This window comes from Brevibacillus sp. JNUCC-41 (assembly GCF_014844095.1).
Classification (GTDB): domain Bacteria; phylum Bacillota; class Bacilli; order Bacillales; family DSM-1321; genus Peribacillus; species Peribacillus aracenensis.
In genome coordinates this window covers 2,839,772-2,863,850 of sequence record NZ_CP062163.1, presented here as the reverse complement: position 1 = coordinate 2,863,850, position 24,079 = coordinate 2,839,772, and the positions used below count along the sequence as shown (strand labels likewise).

22 protein-coding genes and 1 pseudogene are annotated in these 24,079 nt (G+C 37.0%); 9 read left to right on the top strand and 14 right to left on the bottom strand.

Translation table 11 applies throughout. The features are described 5' to 3' along the window. Positions 1–90: 90 nt before the first annotated feature. The 11 genes from allB to JNUCC41_RS13870 all read right to left on the bottom strand — a co-directional run bounded on the left by allB (position 91) and on the right by JNUCC41_RS13870 (position 13,625). Positions 91–1,473: an allantoinase AllB gene (gene allB, locus JNUCC41_RS13920; protein WP_192203515.1), complete on the bottom strand. Its 1,383-nt coding sequence runs from the start codon at positions 1,471–1,473 to the stop codon at positions 91–93. Positions 1,474–1,606: 133 nt separating this feature from the next. Next, positions 1,607–3,004 carry an NCS1 family transporter gene (locus tag JNUCC41_RS13915; protein ID WP_192203514.1) on the bottom strand — a complete coding sequence of 466 codons (1,398 nt, stop codon included), beginning with the start codon at positions 3,002–3,004 and terminating at the stop codon, positions 1,607–1,609. Between the two features lie 358 nt (positions 3,005–3,362). Then, positions 3,363–4,028: a GntR family transcriptional regulator gene (locus tag JNUCC41_RS13910; RefSeq protein ID WP_228467332.1), complete on the bottom strand. Its 666-nt coding sequence runs from the start codon at positions 4,026–4,028 to the stop codon at positions 3,363–3,365. Between the two features lie 565 nt (positions 4,029–4,593). Beyond that, the gene (tpx, locus tag JNUCC41_RS13905) at positions 4,594–5,124 is read right to left on the bottom strand and encodes a thiol peroxidase (RefSeq protein WP_192203513.1); all 531 of its coding nucleotides are present in this window, start codon (positions 5,122–5,124) and stop codon (positions 4,594–4,596) included. A gap of 135 nt (positions 5,125–5,259) precedes the next feature. Beyond that, positions 5,260–6,177 carry a class II fructose-bisphosphate aldolase gene (locus tag JNUCC41_RS13900; RefSeq protein ID WP_192203512.1) on the bottom strand — a complete coding sequence of 306 codons (918 nt, stop codon included), beginning with the start codon at positions 6,175–6,177 and terminating at the stop codon, positions 5,260–5,262. 297 nt (positions 6,178–6,474) lie between these two features. Further along, positions 6,475–7,779 carry an MFS transporter gene (locus JNUCC41_RS13895; RefSeq protein WP_192203511.1) on the bottom strand — a complete coding sequence of 435 codons (1,305 nt, stop codon included), beginning with the start codon at positions 7,777–7,779 and terminating at the stop codon, positions 6,475–6,477. Positions 7,780–8,723: 944 nt separating this feature from the next. Beyond that, positions 8,724–8,864: a hypothetical protein gene (locus JNUCC41_RS13890; RefSeq protein ID WP_155727232.1), complete on the bottom strand. Its 141-nt coding sequence runs from the start codon at positions 8,862–8,864 to the stop codon at positions 8,724–8,726. A 384-nt stretch (positions 8,865–9,248) separates the two neighbouring features. Further along, a complete protein-coding gene (locus JNUCC41_RS13885) occupies positions 9,249–10,163 on the bottom strand; it encodes a carbon-nitrogen hydrolase (protein WP_192203510.1) in 915 nt (304 codons plus the stop codon). Between the two features lie 31 nt (positions 10,164–10,194). Beyond that, positions 10,195–11,820 (bottom strand): amidohydrolase, encoded by a 1,626-nt coding sequence (locus tag JNUCC41_RS13880; RefSeq protein WP_228467331.1) that lies wholly within the window; start codon positions 11,818–11,820, stop codon positions 10,195–10,197. A 27-nt stretch (positions 11,821–11,847) separates the two neighbouring features. Beyond that, complete coding sequence (locus JNUCC41_RS13875; protein ID WP_192203509.1) at positions 11,848–13,203, bottom strand: APC family permease; 1,356 nt, start codon at positions 13,201–13,203, stop codon at positions 11,848–11,850. A gap of 233 nt (positions 13,204–13,436) precedes the next feature. Further along, a complete protein-coding gene (locus tag JNUCC41_RS13870; RefSeq protein ID WP_192203508.1) occupies positions 13,437–13,625 on the bottom strand; it encodes a hypothetical protein in 189 nt (62 codons plus the stop codon). A 423-nt stretch (positions 13,626–14,048) separates the two neighbouring features. Here JNUCC41_RS13870 and JNUCC41_RS13865 point away from each other — a divergent pair, with 423 nt between their 5' ends. Both JNUCC41_RS13865 and JNUCC41_RS27275 read left to right on the top strand, forming a co-directional pair. Beyond that, positions 14,049–15,509, top strand: coding sequence for a S8 family serine peptidase (locus JNUCC41_RS13865; RefSeq protein ID WP_192203507.1), 1,461 nt, complete (start codon positions 14,049–14,051; stop codon positions 15,507–15,509). Positions 15,510–15,718: 209 nt separating this feature from the next. Then, positions 15,719–15,910, top strand: coding sequence for a hypothetical protein (locus tag JNUCC41_RS27275; RefSeq protein WP_353618244.1), 192 nt, complete (start codon positions 15,719–15,721; stop codon positions 15,908–15,910). A gap of 5 nt (positions 15,911–15,915) precedes the next feature. Here the strand turns inward: JNUCC41_RS27275 and JNUCC41_RS27270 are convergent, their stop codons facing one another. Next, positions 15,916–16,128 (bottom strand): hypothetical protein, encoded by a 213-nt coding sequence (locus JNUCC41_RS27270; RefSeq protein WP_353618243.1) that lies wholly within the window; start codon positions 16,126–16,128, stop codon positions 15,916–15,918. 267 nt (positions 16,129–16,395) lie between these two features. On the opposite strand from JNUCC41_RS27270, the gene JNUCC41_RS13855 reads away from it, so the two are divergent. Genes JNUCC41_RS13855 through JNUCC41_RS13845 form a run of 3 tightly spaced genes read left to right on the top strand, consistent with a single transcriptional unit; the run spans position 16,396 to position 18,624 of the window. Continuing rightward, the gene (locus tag JNUCC41_RS13855; RefSeq protein ID WP_192203506.1) at positions 16,396–16,938 is read left to right on the top strand and encodes a sigma-70 family RNA polymerase sigma factor; all 543 of its coding nucleotides are present in this window, start codon (positions 16,396–16,398) and stop codon (positions 16,936–16,938) included. After that, positions 16,928–17,347 carry a PadR family transcriptional regulator gene (locus JNUCC41_RS13850; protein WP_192203505.1) on the top strand — a complete coding sequence of 140 codons (420 nt, stop codon included), beginning with the start codon at positions 16,928–16,930 and terminating at the stop codon, positions 17,345–17,347. The genes JNUCC41_RS13855 and JNUCC41_RS13850 overlap by 11 nt, the downstream gene beginning before the upstream one ends. Next, positions 17,344–18,624: an FtsW/RodA/SpoVE family cell cycle protein gene (locus JNUCC41_RS13845; RefSeq protein ID WP_192203504.1), complete on the top strand. Its 1,281-nt coding sequence runs from the start codon at positions 17,344–17,346 to the stop codon at positions 18,622–18,624. The genes JNUCC41_RS13850 and JNUCC41_RS13845 overlap by 4 nt, the downstream gene beginning before the upstream one ends. A 635-nt stretch (positions 18,625–19,259) precedes the next feature. Here JNUCC41_RS13845 and JNUCC41_RS13840 read toward each other — a convergent pair. Further along, complete coding sequence (locus JNUCC41_RS13840; protein WP_192203503.1) at positions 19,260–19,622, bottom strand: group I truncated hemoglobin; 363 nt, start codon at positions 19,620–19,622, stop codon at positions 19,260–19,262. 445 nt (positions 19,623–20,067) lie between these two features. Here JNUCC41_RS13840 and JNUCC41_RS13835 point away from each other — a divergent pair, with 445 nt between their 5' ends. The 4 genes from JNUCC41_RS13835 to JNUCC41_RS13820 all read left to right on the top strand — a co-directional run bounded on the left by JNUCC41_RS13835 (position 20,068) and on the right by JNUCC41_RS13820 (position 23,304). Further along, positions 20,068–20,280, top strand: coding sequence for a hypothetical protein (locus JNUCC41_RS13835; RefSeq protein WP_061461893.1), 213 nt, complete (start codon positions 20,068–20,070; stop codon positions 20,278–20,280). A 713-nt stretch (positions 20,281–20,993) separates the two neighbouring features. After that, positions 20,994–21,866: a DMT family transporter gene (locus JNUCC41_RS13830; protein WP_192203502.1), complete on the top strand. Its 873-nt coding sequence runs from the start codon at positions 20,994–20,996 to the stop codon at positions 21,864–21,866. Positions 21,867–22,165: 299 nt separating this feature from the next. Beyond that, the gene (locus JNUCC41_RS13825; RefSeq protein ID WP_192203501.1) at positions 22,166–22,753 is read left to right on the top strand and encodes a chromate efflux transporter ChrB; all 588 of its coding nucleotides are present in this window, start codon (positions 22,166–22,168) and stop codon (positions 22,751–22,753) included. Next, a complete protein-coding gene (locus tag JNUCC41_RS13820; protein ID WP_192203500.1) occupies positions 22,753–23,304 on the top strand; it encodes a chromate efflux transporter ChrA in 552 nt (183 codons plus the stop codon). Before JNUCC41_RS13825 ends, JNUCC41_RS13820 begins: the two co-directional genes overlap by 1 nt. A gap of 37 nt (positions 23,305–23,341) precedes the next feature. Here JNUCC41_RS13820 and JNUCC41_RS13815 read toward each other — a convergent pair. Continuing rightward, positions 23,342–23,806 (bottom strand): annotated as a pseudogene (locus JNUCC41_RS13815) (Lrp/AsnC family transcriptional regulator). Positions 23,807–24,079 lie beyond the last annotated feature (273 nt).

Below are 24,079 nucleotides of genomic sequence, written 5' to 3'. Positions count from 1 at the left end.
AATACCATTCAAAAAATAAAACAAAAAGAAGGTATGACGCCATCAAGAGCAACTTAAGGGCCCTTTTAGGTCAACCTTCTTTAGAGGATTTTATGCTTTTACGAAACTACTTTTTGCCGAAATAAACTTCCCGATTGGCTGACCTACAATCCCCTTCTCAAAATCAAATACTAGTTGTCCCCTTACAAACGTTTTCGTCACTCGACAGTTAATCTTTCTTCCAACATAAGGGCTTTGTTGATGACGGTAATACAAATCTTCTGGCTTAACGGTGTACGATTTATTTGGATCAAGGAGAATGATATCAGCGTCATAGGAAACTTTAATGCTTCCTTTATTTCTTAAGTTAAATATTTCTGCAGGCTTTGTCGCAATCATCTTTGAAAATTCACTTACAGAAACCCCTCGATTCTTAACAGCCTCGTCAAACATTAAATCAACATTATTTTGGCAGCCACTAATCCCTCCCCACACATCAAACATATTATTTGTGGTGCTCTGCTTCATATCTGGAGGACATGGGGAATGGTCTGAAGTCAGGATATCAATTTTCCCCTCCTTAAGAGCTTCCCATAATTTATCTTGTTCTGTTTTAGAACGAAGCGGCGGAGCGCATTTCGCAACAGGTCCTATCTTTTCAAAGGTTTCCGTATCTAACATGAAATAATGAGGACACGATTCTATCGTAACCTCTTGGCCTTGTTTACGTGCTTTAAGGATTTCTTCAACAGCCTCTCCACTACTAATATGAACGAAATGTAATTTACAGCCAGTCTCTTTACCTAATAACAAAGCACGTTTTACAGCATCAACCTCAGTAAAAATTGGGCGGGACTCGACATAATCTCTTGCTGTTGTCTTCCCTTGTTTCTTCTTTTCAATTGCCAGTTTATCAGTAAGCTCTGCATTCTCAGCATGTATAGATAAAATATGCCCCAATTCCGATAGTTTTTTCATACCTTGATATAGAGTAAAATCATCAACATTTTTAAAATCTCCAATTTCCTCACTACCACATGTTGCCATAAAACATTTGAAGGCCACAACACCTTCGTTAGAAAGGTCCTCTAAATCTTCGAGATTATCAGGAACTAATCCACCATACAAAGCATAATCAACATACGCCTTATTTTCAGCAGATTTTAATTTTAAATGCAGTGAACTCTTTGTAGTCGTTGCTGGCAAAGCGTTTAATGGCATATCAACAAATGAAGTTGTCCCCCCTGCAGCTAGTGCTTGAGTTCCTGTTACAAACCCTTCCCACTCCGTTCTTCCTGGCTCGCAAATATGGACATGGGCATCTATCATCCCAGGCATGACATATTGATGAGAAGCATCTATAATTTCAGCAGATTCTCCGACTATTTCTTTTGAAATTTCTGCAATTTTACCATTAAGTATACCGATATCTAGTTGTTCTACTGTATGTTCAATTACTACATTTCCGTTCTTTATAATTAAATCAAACTTCATTCTCCCAACCCCTTTTTCAAAATTTTCCGTATATTCACATTACTCAACTACCTTGTTTATTTCATCCTCCGATTGCATCAATCCAATATAATTAGACAGAGTGAATAACCCCTAGAAACCTAGAAATACAGGTTTACTTTTCAAAAATAGTACCCTTTTTGAATTTTGAATCTTTAAATGCAAATTTCATCAAAAGCAAATATGCAATACCTGCCACAAAAACACCGATAATCCATGCCAGCTCCACTTTCATGAAGGCTGCTCCGGCGCCGATAAGCAATGCAAGCACCGCTGCCGGATTATACCCGGCAAATGGACCGTCTTCCTTATACAAATCTGCAACATTTACTTTTTGCTTTCTTAATATATAATATTCGACTAATAATATAGAAACAATAGGACCTAAAAATGCGGAATATATAAGGATGAAAATACCAAGACCCTTTGCCGAAGAATCCTGTACAAGAACCCAAGGGAATGAGCAAAATGCAAGCAGTCCGGTTATGGTAACTGCAGGTTTATATTTCATTTTTGTAAGCAGGGTAATAACATAGGTTGGCGGAATAATATTGGCAACCATGTTTACTGCAACTGCACCCAAAACAATAAATGCGGATACAAAGAGTGTAATATAAGAGTTATCCACCACTACCGCAAACGCTTTCACAGGGTTGTTGATGCCGGTTGCGGAAGCAAGCATTCCACCGATTGCAAGTGTCAAGCCGTACGCTATTAATATAGGAAGAAAGTACAAAAACCCGCGTTTTGCGTCGCTAATACCAGATTTTAGCTCTCTTGAATAGTCCGCTGCACTTAAAAAGATAGCCGCATAATTCCCCATAAACATCATTATCAATGCAAAGAAAGGTAAGCCCCATGATCCTTCTGCATGAACCCATTTTTCTGCAATAACCTCGCTATGGGAAGTTAGTAGAACGCCAAATACATAGAGAAGCGCTAGTACAATAACAATAGACGCAAGCGTTTCCACCCATTTAATGGCATGGAATCCATACAGCGAAAGCCCAATTTGCACCAACTGTAGCACTACAAAGCAAATGGCAACATTATCAAAGGCGCCGCCCGTAATAATCTTCGCAATTTCATTTAAGGCAGTACCGCCAATCCAACTTTGAAAACCGTACCAAACGATGGCGGGAATACCGCGCATTAGTGATGATATTACGGAACCTTTCAGCCCAAAGGACATTCTAAGCTGTACTACATATGGTATTCCCGTTCTGTATCCGAGCCTGTCATTTAAAGCAAAAACAGTTGAAATGATACCAATTGCCATGATAGCTGCGGCAAATGTCTGAAAGATGTTTAAAGTAGCGATTCCCGCTACAATCATACTAGCTCCAAGCGTCATATTACCTAAATTAACACCGTCCCCAACCCACATAAAAACATAGTTTAACGGACTTACCGTCCTACCTTCCTCGGTTTTCGGATTAAGTGATTCATCCACACCCGTATCATGTTGGATCTGCGTTTCTTGTGGAACGTAACTTTTTAAATTTGTAGACATGATACATCCAACCCCTTTTTTATTGTTTTCCGCATTTCTGACATATGCATTGGTTAACAAGTTAGGTCTTAGATGTTTGCCAAGGCTATGATATGATGCAATCTTTCTTCTAAGTGTTCTTTTTAAGTTCTTCATTCACAGGAATTAAAATACGAATTTGTTTTGTTAAAAGTACTATTTCCCATCGATTCTCCACCATCTTATTACGGTTGACTCAAGATGTCGTCGCATATTAAGCAACAGCGTTTCTTGAAAATCAAAAAAAAATAACATGACAACTACATTACGTTTGAAAATGATTTCGATGGACTGTATCACCTCCTTAAATACCACATTAGTAAGCGCTTTCAATTAATATTTAAAGAAATATATCTGACAATGAAGACGAGATCTGTAATTCCTCATTAAAATGAAGATTCGATTCAATTTCACTAAGATGAATGAGAGATAAGCGTTCTGCAAGATCACCATCCCTTTGCTTAATAGCATTAAAAATTTGCAAATGATCGTGAGAACCACATGTTTCCATTTTACCTCTTCCATAGATTGCTATGATCACATAAGTTAGGGAAATTAAGTCTTCGAGATATTGATAAAAATACGAATTCCCTGCGATTTCAGCTATTTTTAAATGAAAATCCCCAGATATTTTTAAAGATTCATAAAAATCTAGACTACCATAAATATGTCGTTCTTCTTCAACCAGAGTCTCTAGCTCTTGTAATTGTTCCTCGTTAAAGAGTCTGCATGCTCTTCGCACTGCCTCCCCTTCTAAAATTCTCCTCATTTCAAATACTTCTTTTGCTTCTTCAATTGTTGAACAAGATACAAAGGTACCTTTATGCTCTTTAATTTTCACTAATTTTTCATATTCCAATCTGCGCAGAACATTTCGAACAGGGGTACGGCTTACCCCAAACGATTCAGCAAGATCCTTTTCTATTAGTTGCATATTTGGCCGAAGCTTTTGCTGGATAATAGCTTGCTTGATTTTATTATAGATATCCATTTCTAAACTATTCAACACTTTATACCTCCCCTTAATGAAGAATTCAAAATTGAATGCAGTATTGTATACAATATTGGGTAAAAAAATATTTAAAATTGGATAATGATAGAATTCAATCTATCTGTTTTCAAATATCATTGCCAAAATTCAGAAGTCTAGCTGCCTATTTTTGTCTCTTAATAAGCAACATCGTTTCGGTAAATGAGTAAAATATGTTATTTTATTCTATATTTAGTAAATTATTTGCATTTTTATACTATCACCACTATCTTAGTTTTTCAACAAAAAATTATAAAATTCAGAATACTACTGATTCCTTATTAACAAAAATTAATTTAAACTTTAACCCTATTTCTTTAAGGTAATAACAACTTTTTTGTCTCAATGTTTGTACCTCACCACCCCATTAATAAAACCATTAGTAGAAGAGGCTGTCCTTTTGTGAGGCAGCCTTTCTATTTTGGGAATAGAATAAAATAAACTGAGAAAAAAAGATTTTAATGCAATAAACATTTTACTTCTTAGGATTAATGGAAAATAATATACGTCCTTTAAGCATAGTGTATATTGCTTACTTATATCACTTTTTAACTTTTATTAATGACTTAATTGCTTCTATAGCTGCTTCATAGTTTGGATGTTCCGTAATTTCCGGAACGTATTCAACATACTGTACGACATCTTTTTCATCTACAACGAATACTGCACGGCATTCTAAACGATGTTCCTTTATATATGTTCCATAAGCTGTACCAAATGACATCTTAAAATGATCTGAAAGGGTTTGGGCTTGTTCTATTCCTGCTGCTCCACACCATCTTTTTTGTGCAAATGGAAGATCTACACTAATTGTTAACACTTCTACATCATTTCCTAGATTGCTAGCTAATTGGTTAAATTTCCGTGTTTGTGCGTCACATACTCCTGTATCAAGTGAGGGAACACATGAAATAAGGCGGACTTTCCCTTTTGAATCTTCAAGTGTAACATTTGAGAGATCGTTTGCTAATACTTCAAAATTTGGCGCTTTATCACCAACACGAATTTCACTCCCAATCAACGTAACTGGATTACCTGCAAAGGTTACTAAACTAGACCTTTCTATAGACATATTATTTTTCCTCCTATTACCTAAAAAAGTTATCTTCGACGATAATTAGTATAGCCATCCATTATGTGGTTAAAGAGTTTATCTTATGTGACTAAAATAAGGGGGTATAGTTCAAAGTTAGTATAATATTACTTCTTAAATATAATAAGAAGCGCTATCGCTACTTATTAAAAAGTTTTCAATTTTTTCTTTTACTACGTTCTGAACTGCGTTTTGGACTAAAGTTAATGTTTCAGTTGGTAGTTCCGACCACTCTTTTTCTGTAACATGATTTTCTCGATTAAGAGTTTTTATCATCATATGTTCTATATCTGTTGCAATATTCACTTTACTAATTCCGCCATTAGGAATTTGAATTGCATTCCTAATCATCTCTGAAGGAGTGCCTGAACCACCATGTAACACTAAAGGTACAGATGTTAATGCACGAATTTCTATTAAACGCTCAATATCAATTCTTGGATTTTTAACAAGATAAACACCATGTGAAGTTCCGACAGAAACCGCCAATGCATCAATACCGGTCTCTTCAACAAACTGTTTTGCTTCTTTAGGCTCTGTAAATAGCTCTTCATCAACGTCGGTTTCAATAAAGTCGGTTGTCCCTATCTTGCCTAATTCAGCTTCAACAGTTACGCCTCTTGAATGTGCATACTCAACAACCTTTTTTGTTATCTCAATATTTTTCTTGAATGGTTGCTCTGATGCATCAATCATAACCGATGTAAAACCAACTTCGATGGCTTCAGCAATTACATTGAAATCCTTCGTATGATCTAAATGTAACACGGCAGGGATCGTAATATTCTCCTCTTGGATCACACGATAAAACTCTCGGCTAAATTCCGCTAAATTAATTCCGTATCGTTCCTGCTCTCTCTCAGAAGTTTGAACAATAACCGCAGATTTCTTTTCTTGGGCCGCTCTAAGTATAGGAGTTACCATCTTTGTAGCTCTAGGAGTAAACGAACCGACAGCAAATTGATTTTGCGTAGCTACTGCAAGTACCTTTGTTAATGAACTAACATTGCTTGGTTTTAAATTTACTTTCATTCATTCAAACTCCCTTTTAAATGATTTAATTTATTTCGTTTATTCACACCCTTCCTGTTACCTAATAAGCAACGGTGTTCCTTTTTAATTTTAATTACTTTTCTGAAAATTACAACACTTTTTTCTTCTTTCTTACCCAATATCTGAAAAAAAAGCGCCTGCCATCTGACAGCCGCTTATCAAGGGGTTTGTAAATATACTGCTATTACCATGTTAAAAAACATCATTTATATTATATTGCTATTCTCAGCATAGATGAATGAACCCATTTACTTACTGATGTATTTGCAATTCAAATTAAGCTTCTACTATTGTTTCTGAATTCAATGAATTTTCTTTTTCGGTATTATTGCCAATCGTAAGGGCAATAATTGCTGCTACAATAATTGCTACAATCATTAATATGAAAGATGAATTGTAAGAACCACCGCTGCTTTCAATCATATATCCCATTAAAAACGGGGCGATAAATCCTGCAATTGATCCGAAACAGTTAACAGTAGATGAGCCTGCAGCCATTATTTTCGTAGGAAGTGTGTCAACAACCAGACCCCAGAATGCTCCTTGAGCTAAGAACATGAAGAATGCTGCAACACATTGATATGTAATGACCATTGCAGTGGAAGAAGCTTGAAGCATCAATAATAATGCTAAACCACCAATTACAGCATTAGGGATAAACACCCATTTCCTTTTTCCTTTTACTTTATCTGACAAGTACCCACCAAGAACAATTGAGACTGTACCAACTAGATAAGGTAAGGCACTGAAAATACCAGTATCCATTAAAGAAAGTCCTCTAACATTTATCAGATAAGATGGGAGCCAAGAAGTAAATCCCCAGAAAGTAATATCAAAGAAGAACCAAATAAGCGCCATTTGCCATAAAATAGGCTTTCTTAAAAGTTCCTTAAAGGAAACTCCAGATTTCTTCTCTTCTTTCGAATTTTCTGTCTCACTGTCTTCTTCTAATTCTGCAAGCTCTTCTTTCGTCATTTTAGGATGATCTTTCGGATTATCTTTGAATTTAAACCAGATATACAGACCGATTATAGTGCCCGGAATACCCATTACGATAAACACTGTACGCCATCCAAATGCCGCAATAATTGCTGCCGCAGCAATAGCAGCAAGAGCCGGTCCTAACGTATTAACCGTTGACTGAATTCCTGTGGCCGTCCCGCGTTGCTTACTAGGAAAGTAATTAGCTATTCCTTTGTAAGCAGCACCTGGTAAACATGCCTCACCTAAACCGAATACGAATCGAATAATTAACATAAGTGGATAAGAAAAAATTAAGCCAGTCATTGATGTGAAAATTGACCACCATACAATCGCAATGCTCATCACACGACGAAAGCCAAATTTATCTGATAACATCCCGCCCGGTATTTGGAACAGTGCATAACCTGCAAAGAAAATACTTAACAATAACCCTTGAGCTGTCGCCGTTAGATTTAGATCTTCACCAATAAAAGGCAGTGCAATAGTGATAACCATTCGATCAAGGAAAGAAAACAGCCAACATAACCATAATACAAATAAGACAGTATAACGAACTTTCCATTTAAATTTCTTATTCATCTGAAGTTGTTTGTTCATTAATCAAAACCTCCTGAATGATTTCATTTATATGCTAAATACACTGGACATTACCCACTGATCACTTTCATATAAGTGCTTACAATTCCACCACCCAAAAAAATAAATCATTAGATATTTACATCGACATAACTTTTATTTGTGCTGTTAAGCTGATTTTAGATATTATTTTCCATCAAACTTTTCTATAGTTCGAGATCGATGAAGCGCTTTCAAATTATCTCTCACCCCTTCATAAATAGATTTGAATAATATTAAAACTGAAGAAGTAATCAATGGTCATCATTTCTTAATAAGCAACGTCGTTTCTTTTTATTGCCGAAAAATCTTTTATAAAAAGTATTATTAGCTATGTCGTTATGCATAACAATCATTGTGCTGATTTTTGATGTTTTAAGGTAGATAGTATGACTGGATACTTGGATGATATAAATAGAGGAGATATTTTTGCTTTTAAATAAGGAATCGTTTAATTTTACCAACCTCCGTAGACTTTATTTCCTATATAGATTCTCTTCAATCCTTCCTTATTGTAATTGTTGCTTATTAAGAAACGTAGTTTCACCATAATTCCAATATTATCTTCTTGATAATATTCTTATCTGAAATGAATTCTAACATGTGCATGGATTAATTTCAAGAAAATTCTGAATTTTATATTCTTACCTACTAAAGTTTAATACACAGCTTTTTTCCTTCATAATAATGTAATAGTAACTGATATTTTATTGTTTTGATTTTACAAGAAAATTGCCGGTAATCCAAAAAGATTGATCATACTTCCTATCATTTTCGTCAGTCAAGTTATCCTACTAATTAAAAATAGCCTCTTAAAACACATGACAAAACCCCACCTGTTCCCAATGGCAACTGGTGGGGTTTCTAACTGGCTTCTACATCTACATCAACCGGGAGATCCATCTTGTGCAATCAATTCCTTTCCTTTAAACGGCTAATTTACTGTATTCATCCAACTGATCTTTGGTTAAATTTTTGATGAAGTGATCGAAGTTTATCGACTCGATTTCGTACCTTTCACAAATCTTTAAATAACTTTCATAGGCTTTATCCTGAATGTTCATCATCTTGACTCCTCCTCCTGTTATATAACAATAAATTTAACTTATTAATAATATATAACAACTACATTTTCCCGTCAATATATTTTTCTGAAAATTCGGTAACGTTTTCATTCTCTTAGTATTTCCCACATTGTTCTTCTCTAACCGTCTCACTTAACAAAAAATAGTACGATAGGTGTTAGATACCTCCTCCTTTTAATTACTGCTTTTTTGCTCAAAAAAAGAAGCTGCCTTAAAGACAGCTCCGATCTAAAATCAATCTTATGGAAGTCAAAACTATACAACGTTGTCCAAGTATACCCGACTTTGAGAAGAAGGATTGCGTACATTAAAAACAAATTTAGCTTGATGGATTTATGATGTACCTGATAAGGAAAAACACCTGCTTTATTTTTTAATGATTAACTGAACAGCGCTTTGTTCGCTCCCTTTTTTGAAGGAGATGGGGTTTTGAAGTATTTCTTTTTGTAAAATAGGGCCGTATGTATCGACACGACGGTCTCTAAAGAATTGCAGAATTTTTCTAGTCTCTTCTATCTCTTTTAAATCAATTTCCTGCACAATAATTCCTTCTTCATCATCAAGTGAAGCTAAAATATTCCCGAATGTATCGCTAATGAATGAACCACCGTAAAAATTCATGTCCTTTTCCTGGCCCACTCGATTTGTTGCAGCAACAAATACACCATTCGAAATGCCATGAGCGGAAATTGCCTTTTCCCAGGATGATCTTGTCGATATCTCGGGATGATCTGGCTCTGAACCAATAGCGGAAGGATAGAATAATATCTCTGCACCTTGTAAGCTCAAAATTCGGGCAACTTCTGGATACCACTCGTCCCAACAAATCCCGACTCCTATTTTTCCATGAGCCGTTTCATAGACAGGATACCCAGTATTGCCTGGAACGAAATAATATTTTTCATGATACTGGGGACCATCCGGAATATGATTTTTTCTTGTAATCCCTAAACATTCTCCATTTGCATCAAATACAGCTGCACTATTAAAATAAATACCAGCACCTGCTCTTTCGTAAAAAGGTACAATCAAGACAATTGCTAATTCCTTTGCTAATTCACCCATTTCGGCTAATGTACCGCTATCTACATCTTCAGCTAAATCATAATTTTTCACACTGACCGTTTGCGGAAAATATTGCGAAGAAAATAATTCCTGTAAACAAACGATTTGTGCACCTTTATTTACTGTTTCTTTTATTTTCTCTATCGTTTTTTGAATATTTCGCTCAATGAATTCTCCGCAATGAATTTGGACAAGACCAACCTTTACTTTTGACACCTTCTCACTTCCCCACTTTTATTTTTTTATCTTATACAGTTTGGACGACCAGGTTTTCATATACGACCTTTCCATCCATGATCGTCATCTTCACTTCTGTTTCAAGAATTTCCTCTTTTGATATGCTAAATAAATTTTTATTCAATACAGCGATATCCGCTATCTTCCCTGCTTCCAACGTGCCTAATTCATTTTCTCTAAATGACCCGTATGCCGGTATGGCCGTGTAGTATTTTAACGCTTGTGCCAATGTTACTCCTTCCGACTCTTGCCACGCTTTCCCGGTTAAATCTTTTCTCGTGATTGCCTGATAAATGCCCATCATGGGATTTAGGGGCACTACAGGAAAATCTGTACCAAAGGCAATTTTAGCACCAGTATCCACTAGTGTTTTGATAGGATAATAGAGAGGTTGTTGTGTTTCACTGATTCTGGCTGTATATGCCTCACTTTCCATTAATTCTATGTGTTTAGGTTGAAAGGAAGCTATTACATCCAATTCCTTAAAGCGATGAACATCATCCGGATGCAATACCTCCACATGTTCAATGACATGTCTAGCATCTCTTTCTCCATTTACATTTCTCGCTTCTTCAAATGCATCCAATGCTAAACGGACTGCACCGTTACCAATGGCATGGAAACGAATTTGAAAATTTTCCTTATCTGCCTTTTTTACTAATTGTTTAATTGTTTCAGCTGGATAAGTGGTTCCGCCTTTTGTATCTGGACGGTCTTTGTAAGGATCCAATAAAAAAGCAGTATGACTTGTCACAACACCATCTATAAATTGTTTTAATCCAGAAAAGGTGAGCTTGTCTGACTGATAATTTGTTTGTAATTCCTTTGCGGCAGCTAAATCCATTTTTAACTCCGGCGAAAAGTGAATTCTGGTTGTAAGTAACCCTTCTCTCTCAAATTCTTTAAAAATTTCAAGATCGTCTAATGGATTTGGCGCAATTTTAGCTCCATATAAATCATTAACAGATGTAATTCCCAATCTTTTTGTTTCATTAAGGAAACCTTGGAATAGGCTAACACGTTTATCTTTCGGTAATTTGTATGCATGCTCTGATGCATACCCAATTGCCTGTTCAAATAGAAGGCCTGTCAGTTCCCCATTTTCATCTTTTCCAATTTCTCCATATTCCGGATCTGGGGTATCCTTCGTTAATTGAATCATTTCCATTGCTTTACTATTGATCCATGCGTAATGCACTTCTGCATTGAATAATAAAACAGGGCGATCACTAATATATTTATCTAGTGTTGTCCTATGAGGCAGCACTTTGTTCTTCCAATTGGTATGATCCCAACCCACGCCGAATATCCACTCATCATTTGGTCTCGTTTCTGCAAATTCACCTACTATTTTGGCTGCATCCTCTTCTGAAGCTGCATCAAATAATTTGGCACTGTCCTTCTGTAAGATGCTTCCCATCATAATGTGCATATGAAAATCATGAAATCCCGGAATAATTAGTCCGTCTTCCATGTCATACACTTTCGTTTCATTTCCAAGGAATGACATTATATCTTCTTTAGAACCGATTTTAATAATTTTATTACCTTTAATAGCGATAGCTGCTTTTATTGGCTCATCTTGTAACCCAGTGAATACATGTTGACCAGAAAGAATGATGTCTGCACTTACCATTTTTATCCTCCTTAATGAATATAGCTTTTATGCTTGAATTTCTTTTTCAATCGCACTATCAATAGAAAGCTCTGGTGGCCGCTTACTAAACATCTTCGTATTAGAAAGGAGCATGATGAAACCAATTCCTAACCATCCCAGTCCGAGTAAAAGCGCCTTTGAATCAAGACTGGTCCATAACCAAATTGTGAAACCAGTACCAATCAGCGGCAATATCAGGTACTTAAGTGTGTTAATCCCGCTTCGCTGTTTTTCTTTAATGAAATAATGGGAAATAACTGAAAGATTAACAAATGTAAAGGCAACGAGCGCCCCAAAGTTAATAAAGGATGAGGCTGTCACTAAATCAATAAATAACGCAGATAAAGCAAAAATGCCCACTAAGATGATGTTGTGTGTTGGAGTTTGAAATTTTGGATGAATATGACCAAAAATTCTCTTTGGAAGAACTCCATCTCTCCCCATCGCATACAAAAGTCGCGAAACACTTGCATGAGCTGATAAACCAGACGCCAGCCCCCCGGTAATATAACCTGCTAGAAAAATAGATTGAAATAAATTACCCCCGATATACATAGCAATTTCCAAGGAAGCGGAATCTGGATCTTTAAAGGCTTGGAAATTTGGGTAAATAAGGTGACTGATGTATGAGATGGTGATAAACAGACCACCCCCTATTAATGCGACGAGGAAAATAGCCTTTGGTATTACTTTTTTCGGATTAATGGTTTCCTCTGAAAATGTGGTAACAGCATCAAATCCTAAAAAAGATAAACACAAAATGGAAGATCCCGCTAATACTAAAGATAGTGGTATATCTCCATTCACAAATGGGGAACTCATGAATAATGTTCCTGAACCCATTCCGTTAAGTAACCCTTTAATCGAGAGGGATGTAAAAATAACTATTATTAAGAATTGACAGGCAACTAATAAAAGATTTATTTTTGTTGCTATTTTCACTCCAATTATATTTACAGTGGTGATTAAAATGACAAAGGTAATTAACCAGAAGGAAAAAGGAACGGAAGGAAAATATGCGTTTAAGTAAATGGCGATCAATAATCCATTGATCATTGGCAAAAATAAATAGTCCAATAGAATAACCCAGCCTACCAAAAACCCAAGGTGAGGATTAAAAGCCTTTTGTGTGAATGTATATGCAGAACCGGCAACAGGGTAGGCCTTAACCATTTGACCATAACTATAGGCTGTAAATAACATACCAACTAAAGCTATGATATAAGCAGCAGGCACCATCCCTTTCGTTATTTCCGCAACAACCCCATAAGTAGAAAAAACTGTTGTAGGTGCCATATAAGCCAATCCAAATAGCACTAAAGGAAACACTGTTAACGAACGTCTTAATTTAGCATTCTCCATGTATCACTCCACCCTTATTCGTGATTAATTAACTAATATGCAAATACCATACCAAGTGGAGATTGATTACTTAGTGATTTAACCATCTATATATTCCCAATAATTACAACATACAGATTATTCATTAAATTAATAGTTTTATGCAATATTACATCAATTATTCAAAATCGCATAAGTAGTCGTTAGCTACCGAAGATATCTCACTGTGTATTCTTGGTTGATTCGAATAAGGTTCAAAGTAAGCTACGTGCTGTAATACAATTAAGATTCGCTGTTAAGCTGTTAATTTGTTTCTTGAAATCTTGAATAGCTGCCCTTACCGGCGTTCTTGAAGTATTTAACCCTTCCGCTAATTGAACTTTTGTAAATATTTTATCACCGGTAATGCCACCAAATAAAATCGCTTTTTTGTCATTTTTCAAACCAACCTATATCAAGAATCGAACTTAAAAAATTCGCCATTGACGACCATCATATGGAACTAACTCAAGGTTCTAAAGCTTGATCAATTAATACAAATAACCTTGATAAATAAATAGAAAGAGCATGTTTTGAAAAAGATTGATCAAAACATGCTCTTAACATATTCAATTGAATGATACTGCACCCGTTACTTGAATTAGAAATTTAATTAGCTTTTCTTGGTCTTCTTAAACAATAAAAAATCTCCAACACCTAAAATAGATGCTATATACCTCCGAAAACAATAACTTGATATTTTTCCAAAAAAGAAAAAAGAGCTTCTAATTTCTATAATATGAGATTTATTAGGAAAACTTGGAATTTAAGTTGTTGTATATTAAGATAGTATATGATGAAAATTTTCCATATATAGGAGGAGACATATGAAAAAGAAAATGCTACATACGGTACTTTCGATTATTGCAGTAGGAGCAGGGATATTGTCCGTTGGTGGTGTTCCTATCCAAGCTAAGAGTCAAGATCAGGAGATGAATGACACATACGCAATAGCTTTTAAAAGTGGATTACCAGAGAATTATCAAGAGGTAATACGGAAAGCTGGTGGTAAAGTAACCAAAGTTCTTCCCGAAGTTGGAGGAATAGAAGCTCAATCTGACGAGCCTTCTTTTCTAAAAAAACTAAAAGGTAATTCTTCAATAGAAGCTGCTAACAGAGAAATCCCCTTAACCATAGACAAAACAGCAGTCAGCCCTTATAACTATGAGTCTAGTATCATCAGCCAGCAAGATTCAGAGAGTTATTGGGACTCCCAATGGGATATTCAAAGGGTGACCAACGACGGGAAATCATATGATTTAGAAACAGGCGGATATAAAAATAAAGATGGTAGTATCACTCATAAAGCAGTGGTGGGAGTGATTGATACTGGAATTGATGAGTCCCATCCTGACTTAAAGAATAATATAATAGGTGGACGTAATCTTGTTCCTGCTGGAATGGATGAATCTGAAACAGGTGATCCTACTGATATAAAAGATCGAAATGGGCACGGTACTCACGTTGCCGGGATCATTGGAGCAAATGGTAAAATAAAAGGTGTAGGACCAGATTTAGGAATCCGATCCTATCGCGTATTATACTCAGAGCAAGCCCTTGGATTACCAGCTTGGGTTATAGATGGAATTATTGCAGCAACAAATGACAAGGTAGATGTTATTAATATGTCTCTTCGTTTCTATAATAATACCAAAATGACAATTGAGGGAGAAAGTTATAAATCAGTCGCTGAAACGTTACTTTGGAAGAGAGCTATTCAATATGCAGTAAAGAATGGAGTAACTGTAGTAGCCGGTAGTGGTAATGAAAGTTTAAATTTAGATGACAAGAAGGCAGTAAACGAATTTTTAAATAAAATGTATGAACCATATGGAATGAGCGTGAAAGGGCCTGCAACTGTAGTACCAGCACAAATGCCAGGAGTTATTAATGTGTCTGCCTCCACAAGCTGGTCAACTCAGCAGCTTGCTTTCTACTCTAATTATGGGAACAGTGCTATTGACGTGGCAGCCCCTGGAGGAGATTATGGGCCTAAATATGCAGAAACCAATGATCCTGCGGCAGCTGATCCAAGTAACTTAATCCTAAGTACTTGGCCTACCTATCTAGGTACTTCATATGAGTTTAATGCTGGTACTTCTATGGCCACTCCTCAAGTAGCTGGAATTGCAGGAGTTATTAAGGCAGCTCACCCAGAGTATAAACCTGCCCAAGTAACAGCACGTATTAAGCAAACAGCTTTTGACTATGGAAAGAATGGACAAGATGCTTTATTTGGTTCAGGAGAAGCAAATGCTTATAGAGCATTAGAAAATATAAAGAAGTAGCTTATGTTTCTAAATAAGAAAATATTAAAAGTACAAGAAAAGGAAAAGGAAATCATCTTTTGAAAATAAATATAGGGGCCACTGATAAGGTGAGTGGCCTCCCTCTTTAACTCTTGCACCTGTTAGCTCTATAAATTTAACAGACATTATACTTTGCTCTGCCGATACGCTTCCCTCACCCTTTCAATCTGGGCAAGGTGTCCTCGAACATGCTCAACACGGAATTCCAGCAGTTGCTTAAATGTGCACCGCCCTGCATCGTCATATACCCCCACCCGCTCGCTTTGTTCATTTGTCAGATGGTCCAGAATAGGCTGCATACTGGAACGCAGCAATTGGAACAGGAGCAAACACTGTTCACGGTCCAACAGATCATAACCCCAAGCCATTCGCCCATGTGACTTGATCAAACGAAAGCAGAAGTGACTCCTGCTCCGCCAAGACTTTTTTCCAGCCGATGTGTAGACAAGACCTCAGCATCCGTCATTTGGGATGGGAATTTGATGGATGCTCCTCTTGTCCGGCGCGAGCTTGAACGAAGCTCCTCCTCCGCTAATCCTTCGATAGCTTTCCGAATCATTGCGTATCCACGACCATACTCTTCAATCAACGCTTCCATTTTTGTCCCGCCTTTTCTTATTCAACTAATCTGTCCCAATAGTTCTATATGAAAAAAATTCTAGTATTTATTTCGGTTTATCATGTTTCTAACCGGTTAAACATTTCTGATTGGATGTTGTCAGGCGAGGATTCCTACTATTGCTGTACTAATTCTAAAATGTTTTCTATATTTTTAGCTGTAGTAAAAAAGGAATAATTTCAAAAAACAAAAACCTTCTTTTATGTACTATCGTCTATATATCTAGGGAAGGAAGTGTGAACTGTTTTGGAGGAGTTTGTGTTGAAATGGTCTCAAATGAAAGATGACGAATCCTTACTAGATGAAATTATGTCCCTTTATGGCCAGGATATTCTGCAATTGGTCTATTCCTATGTAAAAGATCCAGTTGTGGCCGAGGACCTGACACAGGAGATCTTCATCAAATGCTATAAGGCGCTTTCCACGTATAACCAGCAATCAAATATAAGGACGTGGCTTTGGAGAATTGCTATTAACCATTGTAAGGATTATAGAAAAAGCTGGTACTTCCGAAAAGTTTCGACTGCGGAAGAGGAGCAGGAATGGACTTCTACCGATGACGTGGAAGAAGAAGTCATTCAGCAGGATGAAGACAGGCAGCTTGCTGTTGCAGTTATGGAGCTGCCTATCCAGTATCGCGAGCTTATTTATCTCCATTATTTTCAGGAAATGAAGCTCAAGGAGATTTCTGAAATTACCGGGGTCAAACTTGGAACGGTGAAGACCCGGATGCGTCAGGCGAAAAGAAGGTTAAAAACCTATTGGGAGGAATCCACCGATGGAAGATAAATTAACACGCTTGAAATCGGCAATGAAAAAGCATACATTTCTTGATTTGAAATTCACTGAAAACCATAGAAACTCCATCCATACTGCCATCAAAAAGCAGGATGTAAGTAAGGAAGACATTTTGATTGGTATTTTCAGATCTTTGGATAAGGAAAAAAGCGGTTATCAAATTAATGAATCTCTTTACCAGAAAGGCATCCGGAAATTTGAAAATAACGAAGGCTCCTTGTATGCTGCGTTGCATGAGCTTGAGAAGGAAGGCTGGCTTCAGTCTTTTTGGGAAACGGAAGAAAGGAAGCTCTATTCCTTGGATGAACGTGCGAAAAAGTGGCTTAAGAAAAAGGAATCTAAAAGTGGTTCCGCCTCTGCTAGTTGGCGGACAGCGTTTGAAGGAGGAAGAACCGATTGAGAAGCAATCATTTTTTAAATGAGGTTTCGTCGTATATCCGATCAAAAGAAGCAAAAAAATATATAGAAGCTGAATTAAAAGCCCATCTGCATCAAACTAAAGCTGAACTGGTCAAAAAAGGATATACAGAGGATGAAGCAGAGGAACTGGCTGTCCGGAATATGGGAAGCCCCTCTGACATTGGGCAGAAGATGGACAAGCTGCACAGGCCGAAGATGGATTGGAAGCTAATGAGCATGTTTCTGTTCATGTCAGCTACGGGCCTGTTTTTGTTTTGGTTCTTGTTTAAGGAAGGAAATTCATTTTCAGTGCTGAAGCAGGTATATTCTGTCACAGGAAGTGTTATTTTGGCCTGTATCCTTCTTTTTTTCGATTATCGGAAATTTCAGAGATGGGGCTGGGTTTTCTTTACGGTAGGATGTCTGATTCTTTTTCAGTTCCAATTTTCCAATGTATTAGTGAACGGCAGTCCTCGAATTAATATTATAGGTTTATTGTCGGTCGATTCTATTGTGGTTCTGCCAATTTTTCTGCTTGCCTGGGCCGGAATGCTTCAATCAAAAAAGATGAATGTTTATTTGGCTGCCATTTTATACGTTGGTTCTGCATTCCTGTTTCTGAATACAGTCAACTTGCAGGCGGCAATGCTTTATTCATTGATGGTTGCTGTAATGGTCTGGAAGAGCGGCCTAAATAAAAGGAAAATCCTTATTACTGGAGCGGTCCTGCTTACTGCATGTGTTTCACTTCTGCTTATAGAGTTAGAGTTGAAAAATATAAGGACCTATCAATTTGAAAGACTTTTTGCGTTCGTTACGCCTGAAAAATTCAGTGAGACATCGGGGTATATGTATTTGAAACTGGAAAAGCTAATTGAGGATGCCGGATGGTTTGGACATTTTGGTTCCCTCGGGAAGATTGATTTTTCAAATGAAATGATGACGGATTTTATCTTTGTAACGATTACCTATACGCTTGGCTGGTCCGGGGCCTTGCTCATTGGTCTGCTGTTTTTATGGATGATCTGGCGAATTTCCCGTATATTCCAAACTGTGAAAGACCCATTTGGGAAAATGCTCGTTTCCGGCAGTTTTACCATATTCACTGCACAGGTAACCGTCAGCATCGGAATGTCTCTCGGCTTATTACCAATAACAAGCGTATCCCTGCCATTTATGAGTTATGGTGCTTTATCAGCTATGATTAACGCCTGCTTGTTTGGTCTGGTTTTAAGTGTATATCACAAAAAAGATATTATACTGATGAAGAAAATATGAGGTACTGTAGCTCATATTCTCTTTTCTGAAGAAACTTGGAATGGGCAAACCTGAGCCCCCACAGCGTAAATAAAAAGAATCATTTTGAAAATAGATTGATTGAAATGGATTCTTTTCTGCGATGCAGTATACAGTTTTTATAAAATAGTTTGACTATTTTTAGTAATCATTAAAAAACTAACGCACAGCTTAAGCATTACATTGTATAAAATGTTTATAGATTGAAGAAAAACCAGCTTACCGGAAGTTCAAGCATGAGTAAAAAGGTAATTCTGCCGAATTACCTTTTTTAAGTTTCGTTGTTCACTTTCCGGTAGTCGAGCTAGGAAACCCTTTATAACCTCTTCACCCGATATTTACGTTGTTCCATGGATTATATCCCCCATTCCCCCTCGATTACGAAGTGCGAATAATAAGAGAACTATTAAATTAAAAGAAATGAAAAAATGGAATTAGAACATTCCATATAGGCTGTTGATCAACCCGAATGGAAAATCGTATTTTAATAAAAAAATGCGAGTCCAAAGTCAAACTGACACCGAATTCAATTTTTAGGCTAAAAGAATAATATTTTTTGCTTACCGTGTGGAATTCCCTTTACTTCCATAAGCAATGTACCTTTAGCTAAATATCGGTTATTTATACAAGATATCATCTCTTAATGAAGCAACTTTAGTTAAAGATGTATCTATGTCAGCTTCATTCACTCCAAAGTGAGCAAGTGCATCGTTTAGATGTTTTACAATGGCATCAAAATGGGCTGGTTGCAGATTCAATCCTTGGTGAGCTTTTGCCATGGATTGTCCAGAGTATTGTTTTGGACCACCTAATGCAAAACTAATAAATTTCGTCTGATGACGGCGTTGTTTTTCCATATCCGTCTTTTCAAAAAAATGATTAACTGTATCATCCTTAAGAACCAACTCGGAGTAAAAATAGTCCACAACTTTTTCTATCGCTTCTTCCCCGCCGACTTTTTCATAAAGTGTCTGTTCCATATTTACACTCCTATTTTGTAGTTAATAGCAGTATTCTCTGTTGATAAGCTCGTTTTTATTCCTCATCTTTCAATTAAATCCACTTAAAAGATAAACTGCTCCGGCACCTTTTGATCTTATGCAACTATCCTTTCCCTGTAGCTCCATGTGCTGCCAATGCAACCTCCGATAATGAAGCAAAGAACCCGTAGTTCATTAGCCCTTTGGTATCCTGCTGTTTGAGAACAAACTCAATATAGGTCATCATCCATTAGAGGTTTTTGATTTCCACAAAAAAATAATGATGGACTAACACTATAGTCGCTACTCTCTCCTTTTCTACGCAAAGAATCATATCTTGAACGGTAAATATTAATTTTAAGATAAAAAAGTCACCAGCTTGGCCAATAAATAAGTATAAGAATGTAATAGATTGGATAAACTAATAAAAAAGGAGTGGGAGATTATGGAGACTAAAATTAAAGAAGGAACAAAAGAAATGTGGAGCGAAATTAATGAATGTATAACTAGGAAAATTAATGAAAAACATGATTTATCCTTTCAAAAGAAGAGCAATGATAATTATATGAATCTATATATTCAAACAGCAGTATTACACACCTTATTTGAACTTTCAGATGAGTTCAGGAAAATCGAACGAAAATATAACCGATTGTGATGCTTCTGGAAAGGCCATGCACTAAAAAAAGCTTAATGGTGGATTAGGATTAAACTCTTCAAGGGAGCCTTTTTAATCCTAATCCACGTTTTTTCTTTCATCATTACCGCTGCAGACATTTGACTAACACCATTACTGCACCATTTGCTTCCCTTCCCTATAAATTCCTCTTTTCATTCAAACTGGAATCCATTTTTCTTATCTTACGTTAAAATATAAGCAAAGATCATCCGTCAATCAAGACAGTATACTAAGGCTTAAAACATGCCCCCCCCCCCACCTTTTCCTATTACAACCGGTGGGGTTTTAGTTTGGTTTCTACATCTACGTAAACTGGGAGGTCCCTCTTTTGCAACCACGCCGGATAAATTGGCTTCAATGTGTAAAGTAGTTTTTTAATGGAAGATTTTCAAGTGAGTTGTTTTCCATCGGTACGCTGTGTCCAAAACTATTTTTTGTTGTTTTATAAATACCTAAAATCTTGTATATTTAATATAACTTACTGATTATTGAATCAAATGATCCGTTACAACAGAATAGTTTTATAATTAACTAAAAATCATTGAAACTAATATTTTTGAAAGAGAGCTGAAAGCTGATGTTGTGGTCACCGCTATTCGAAAATGATGTACCTGCAGTTATTCTTCCTTAACGGTAGAAAATTGCAACTCCGTTAGGGACTGGAAATGTATAGTTAAAACGGAGGGTACAAAATGAAAAACACTATATTAGGTTCTTTATATTTATCACTCGCTGCTAGCATTTGGGGCGGGATGTATGTTGTGGTAAAAGTTGTGGTAGACGTTGTTCCACCACTTGAATTAGTATTATTACGATATGTGATTGCGATTTTAGCATTGTTGACAATTGGTTTTATAACAAAACAATCTTGGCGGATTGAAAGACGAGACTGGCTTTTGGTTTTCATTATAGGACTTGTTGGAAACACAATTTCTATCGTAACCCAGGAAGTCGGTACGCTTCTATCCACTGCACAAATGGGAGCCATCATTACTTCGACAACACCTGCTTTTATGGTGATATTTGCACGTATCGTTTTAAAAGAAAAGATCACTTTTAAAAAATCAATTTCTGTTATTTTAGCGACGATCGGTGTTGGCATCATTGTCGGAAATGCCCATATTGGCTCATCTCACCAACTTGGGGGCGTATCGCTGCTGATTGCTGCATTAACTTGGGCACTTATGTCAGTTCTAATTAAACGGATTCCTGGGCAATATTCACAAATTGTTATAACGACCTATGCAGTGCTTGTGGCAATTATCTGTTTAACACCCATTACGATTAGTCGATTAGACGAGCTTGACTTTCAAGCAATCATGCATCCATCCATATGGGGCGGCCTTTTATACTTGGGCGTTATTTCCACAGCATGTGCCTTTTTATTGTGGAATCGCGGACTGCAAATGCTTACCGCATCAAGTGGCGGATTATTTTTCTTTTTACAACCTATAGTGGGTACTTTTTTAGGTTGGTTAATACTAGGTGAACAAATCGGCTTGTCTTTTTGGATAGGTACAATATTAATTTTCATTGGTGTGTTATTAGTCATTCGGGAAGAATAAACCCACATTAAAAAGGTTTGTTAAAGTTATATTTTAAAAAGTACCCTATAGAGCAGTCACTTTAAAAAGGTCTGCCTATAGGGTACTTTTTGTATTTTTACCTGTCTTGCGCAATCCAATTTTTATTTCTTTAGACAAAAAGAAGTTTTTTTATTAACTTCAACCTATTGCATTGAAAAATACCTCTTATACATTCATTACGTAATTATCATCATGATTTCATGTACATTTCGAAAGCGTCTTTGTTATCATTAATTCATAATCATGGAAAAGAATTCTAAAACCAAGGAGGAATGTTCTTGAAAAATCCATATGCGGAATTGACGTTCGGGATGATGAGAACGGGGATTTTAGGTTTCGGCGGCGGGCCATCTGTCATCCCGCTCATCCGCCACGAAGCAGTTTCCCGTTATCACTGGCTCGACGATGATGAATTCGGGGACACTTTGGCGATTGCCAATACACTCCCAGGACCTATTGCCACTAAGATGGCAGCATATCTTGGTTATAAATTAAAAGGCTGGCCAGGAGCCATAGTCAGCGTGGCCGCTCACGTTTTACCTTCATGCATTGCGATGGTTTTCTTGATTGCATTCATTAATGTGTTAAGCAATTCGGCCATGATCAGTAATATGATCGCTGCTGTAATGCCGGTTGTTGCTGTCATGCTTGGTCAAATGGCTTATGAGTTTGGCGAAAAGGCGATAAAAGGGTTAGGAAAGGTGCTCGGAATCACCTTTTTTGCGATTTCCTTTTTGCTTCTGCAAGTCATTTCCCTGCATCCGGGTATCGTCATTTTGATTTTCCTTCTATATGGGGCGTTCCATTTTAAATTAAAGGAAAGATTGAATAATAAAAAGGTGAATAGGAAGGAGGAATCCGGTTAATGGGTCTTATTATCCCAATAGGTGTTGCAGTTTTTCTAGCGTTTTTCATTGCCAATATTCTTGGTTATGGCGGAGGTCCAGCCTCGATTCCGCTTATGTATGATCAAATCGTCACCCGTTATGGCTGGCTTGATAATGCCGAATTCTCACAAATGCTTGCGTTAGGAAATTCACTTCCAGGTCCTATCGCCACGAAAATAGCCGCATATGTCGGATATGATGTATATGGCTGGCCAGGATTTCTAGCCGCATTGGCAGGCACGATCATCCCTTCAGCTGTGGCTTTGATATATTTATTAAAAATCCTGCGAAAATACAAGCAATCTCCCATCGTAAAAGGCATGTCCTTGCTTGTACAGCCCGTGATTGCAATCATGATGTTATTGCTCACCTGGAATATGGCCGAGGATGCCATCGGTTCCATCGGCTACATCCATTCAATCGTCATCGCTGGATTGGCCTTTTTGGCCTTAGGTAAATTCAAGGTCCACCCCGCCTTCGTAATCATTCTTGCCTTTGCGTACGGCGGCTTTATCATCCCGCTCACCTAATAATAAAAAATCCACCTATATAGGGGGATTTTTTCATTTAAAGTTTCATGCCCATCCGGCTTTTATAACGTTTAATGAGAATTTGGCAATCCAACGCTGACAACACCGGCGACCGCATACAGCATCTCATTAAGAAATCGTTCCATCTCCTGGTTATCAGTAAAGATTCCGTGCATATGGAGTTTACTCGGACCGGTCATATGATATAAACTCGTTACTGCCGGTTCACTTTCTAATTGCTGTGCGACCGATTCCAGATATTTAGGCTCAACCTCAACGTTAAAGAATGCCGAAACATGGCTGGATTTATGACCGCAGTGAACCTCTCGATTACACCGTTTTCAACAAGATGATTGATTCTCATCTGAACTGCAACCCTGAAGAGCTCCACTTTCTTCGCTAAGTCGGTATACGAAATCCGTGCATCCTCATGTAAAACCGATATGATTTTCTTATCGATCTCATCAACTTTCAAGCTAGGAATCTTAAAGTCCTCCGCCATCCTACATAACCCCTTTTCGATTTCCTTATTCCATTATCGCAAAGAACACCATCGGATCATAACGATCTTCCTTTTCACTTTTTAACCTCCATTAAAAACGGCGGAAATTAACCGATAGCCCCAAAATAAGGCCTGCCCATTTTCAATAATCACCCTCCAATTTGCACATGATCGTCCATCATATATGTAGTTTTTAAAACTTAGGATACATCATTTCGTCCAGCCGTATGGCTAAAAACGAAGCAATCAAACAGATGAAAAATCCGATGGGAA

Excerpts from the sequence above, each read along its gene's own strand:
- JNUCC41_RS13840 (WP_192203503.1), bottom strand. The coding sequence starts at position 19,622 with ATGGAACAGACACTTTATGAAAAAGTCGGCGGGGAAGAAGCGATAGAA.
- JNUCC41_RS27275 (WP_353618244.1), top strand. The coding sequence starts at position 15,719 with ATGCTCAACACGGAATTCCAGCAGTTGCTTAAATGTGCACCGCCCTGC.
- tpx (WP_192203513.1), bottom strand. The coding sequence starts at position 5,124 with ATGTCTATAGAAAGGTCTAGTTTAGTAACCTTTGCAGGTAATCCAGTT.
- JNUCC41_RS13890 (WP_155727232.1), bottom strand. The coding sequence starts at position 8,864 with ATGATGAACATTCAGGATAAAGCCTATGAAAGTTATTTAAAGATTTGT.
- allB (WP_192203515.1), bottom strand. The coding sequence starts at position 1,473 with ATGAAGTTTGATTTAATTATAAAGAACGGAAATGTAGTAATTGAACAT.
- JNUCC41_RS13895 (WP_192203511.1), bottom strand. The coding sequence starts at position 7,779 with ATGAACAAACAACTTCAGATGAATAAGAAATTTAAATGGAAAGTTCGT.
- JNUCC41_RS13820 (WP_192203500.1), top strand. The coding sequence starts at position 22,753 with ATGGGTCTTATTATCCCAATAGGTGTTGCAGTTTTTCTAGCGTTTTTC.
- JNUCC41_RS27270 (WP_353618243.1), bottom strand. The coding sequence starts at position 16,128 with ATGGAAGCGTTGATTGAAGAGTATGGTCGTGGATACGCAATGATTCGG.
- JNUCC41_RS13830 (WP_192203502.1), top strand. The coding sequence starts at position 20,994 with ATGAAAAACACTATATTAGGTTCTTTATATTTATCACTCGCTGCTAGC.
- JNUCC41_RS13850 (WP_192203505.1), top strand. The coding sequence starts at position 16,928 with ATGGAAGATAAATTAACACGCTTGAAATCGGCAATGAAAAAGCATACA.
- JNUCC41_RS13865 (WP_192203507.1), top strand. The coding sequence starts at position 14,049 with ATGAAAAAGAAAATGCTACATACGGTACTTTCGATTATTGCAGTAGGA.
- JNUCC41_RS13915 (WP_192203514.1), bottom strand. The coding sequence starts at position 3,004 with ATGTCTACAAATTTAAAAAGTTACGTTCCACAAGAAACGCAGATCCAA.
- JNUCC41_RS13880 (WP_228467331.1), bottom strand. The coding sequence starts at position 11,820 with ATGGTAAGTGCAGACATCATTCTTTCTGGTCAACATGTATTCACTGGG.
- JNUCC41_RS13900 (WP_192203512.1), bottom strand. The coding sequence starts at position 6,177 with ATGAAAGTAAATTTAAAACCAAGCAATGTTAGTTCATTAACAAAGGTA.
- JNUCC41_RS13835 (WP_061461893.1), top strand. The coding sequence starts at position 20,068 with ATGGAGACTAAAATTAAAGAAGGAACAAAAGAAATGTGGAGCGAAATT.
- JNUCC41_RS13875 (WP_192203509.1), bottom strand. The coding sequence starts at position 13,203 with ATGGAGAATGCTAAATTAAGACGTTCGTTAACAGTGTTTCCTTTAGTG.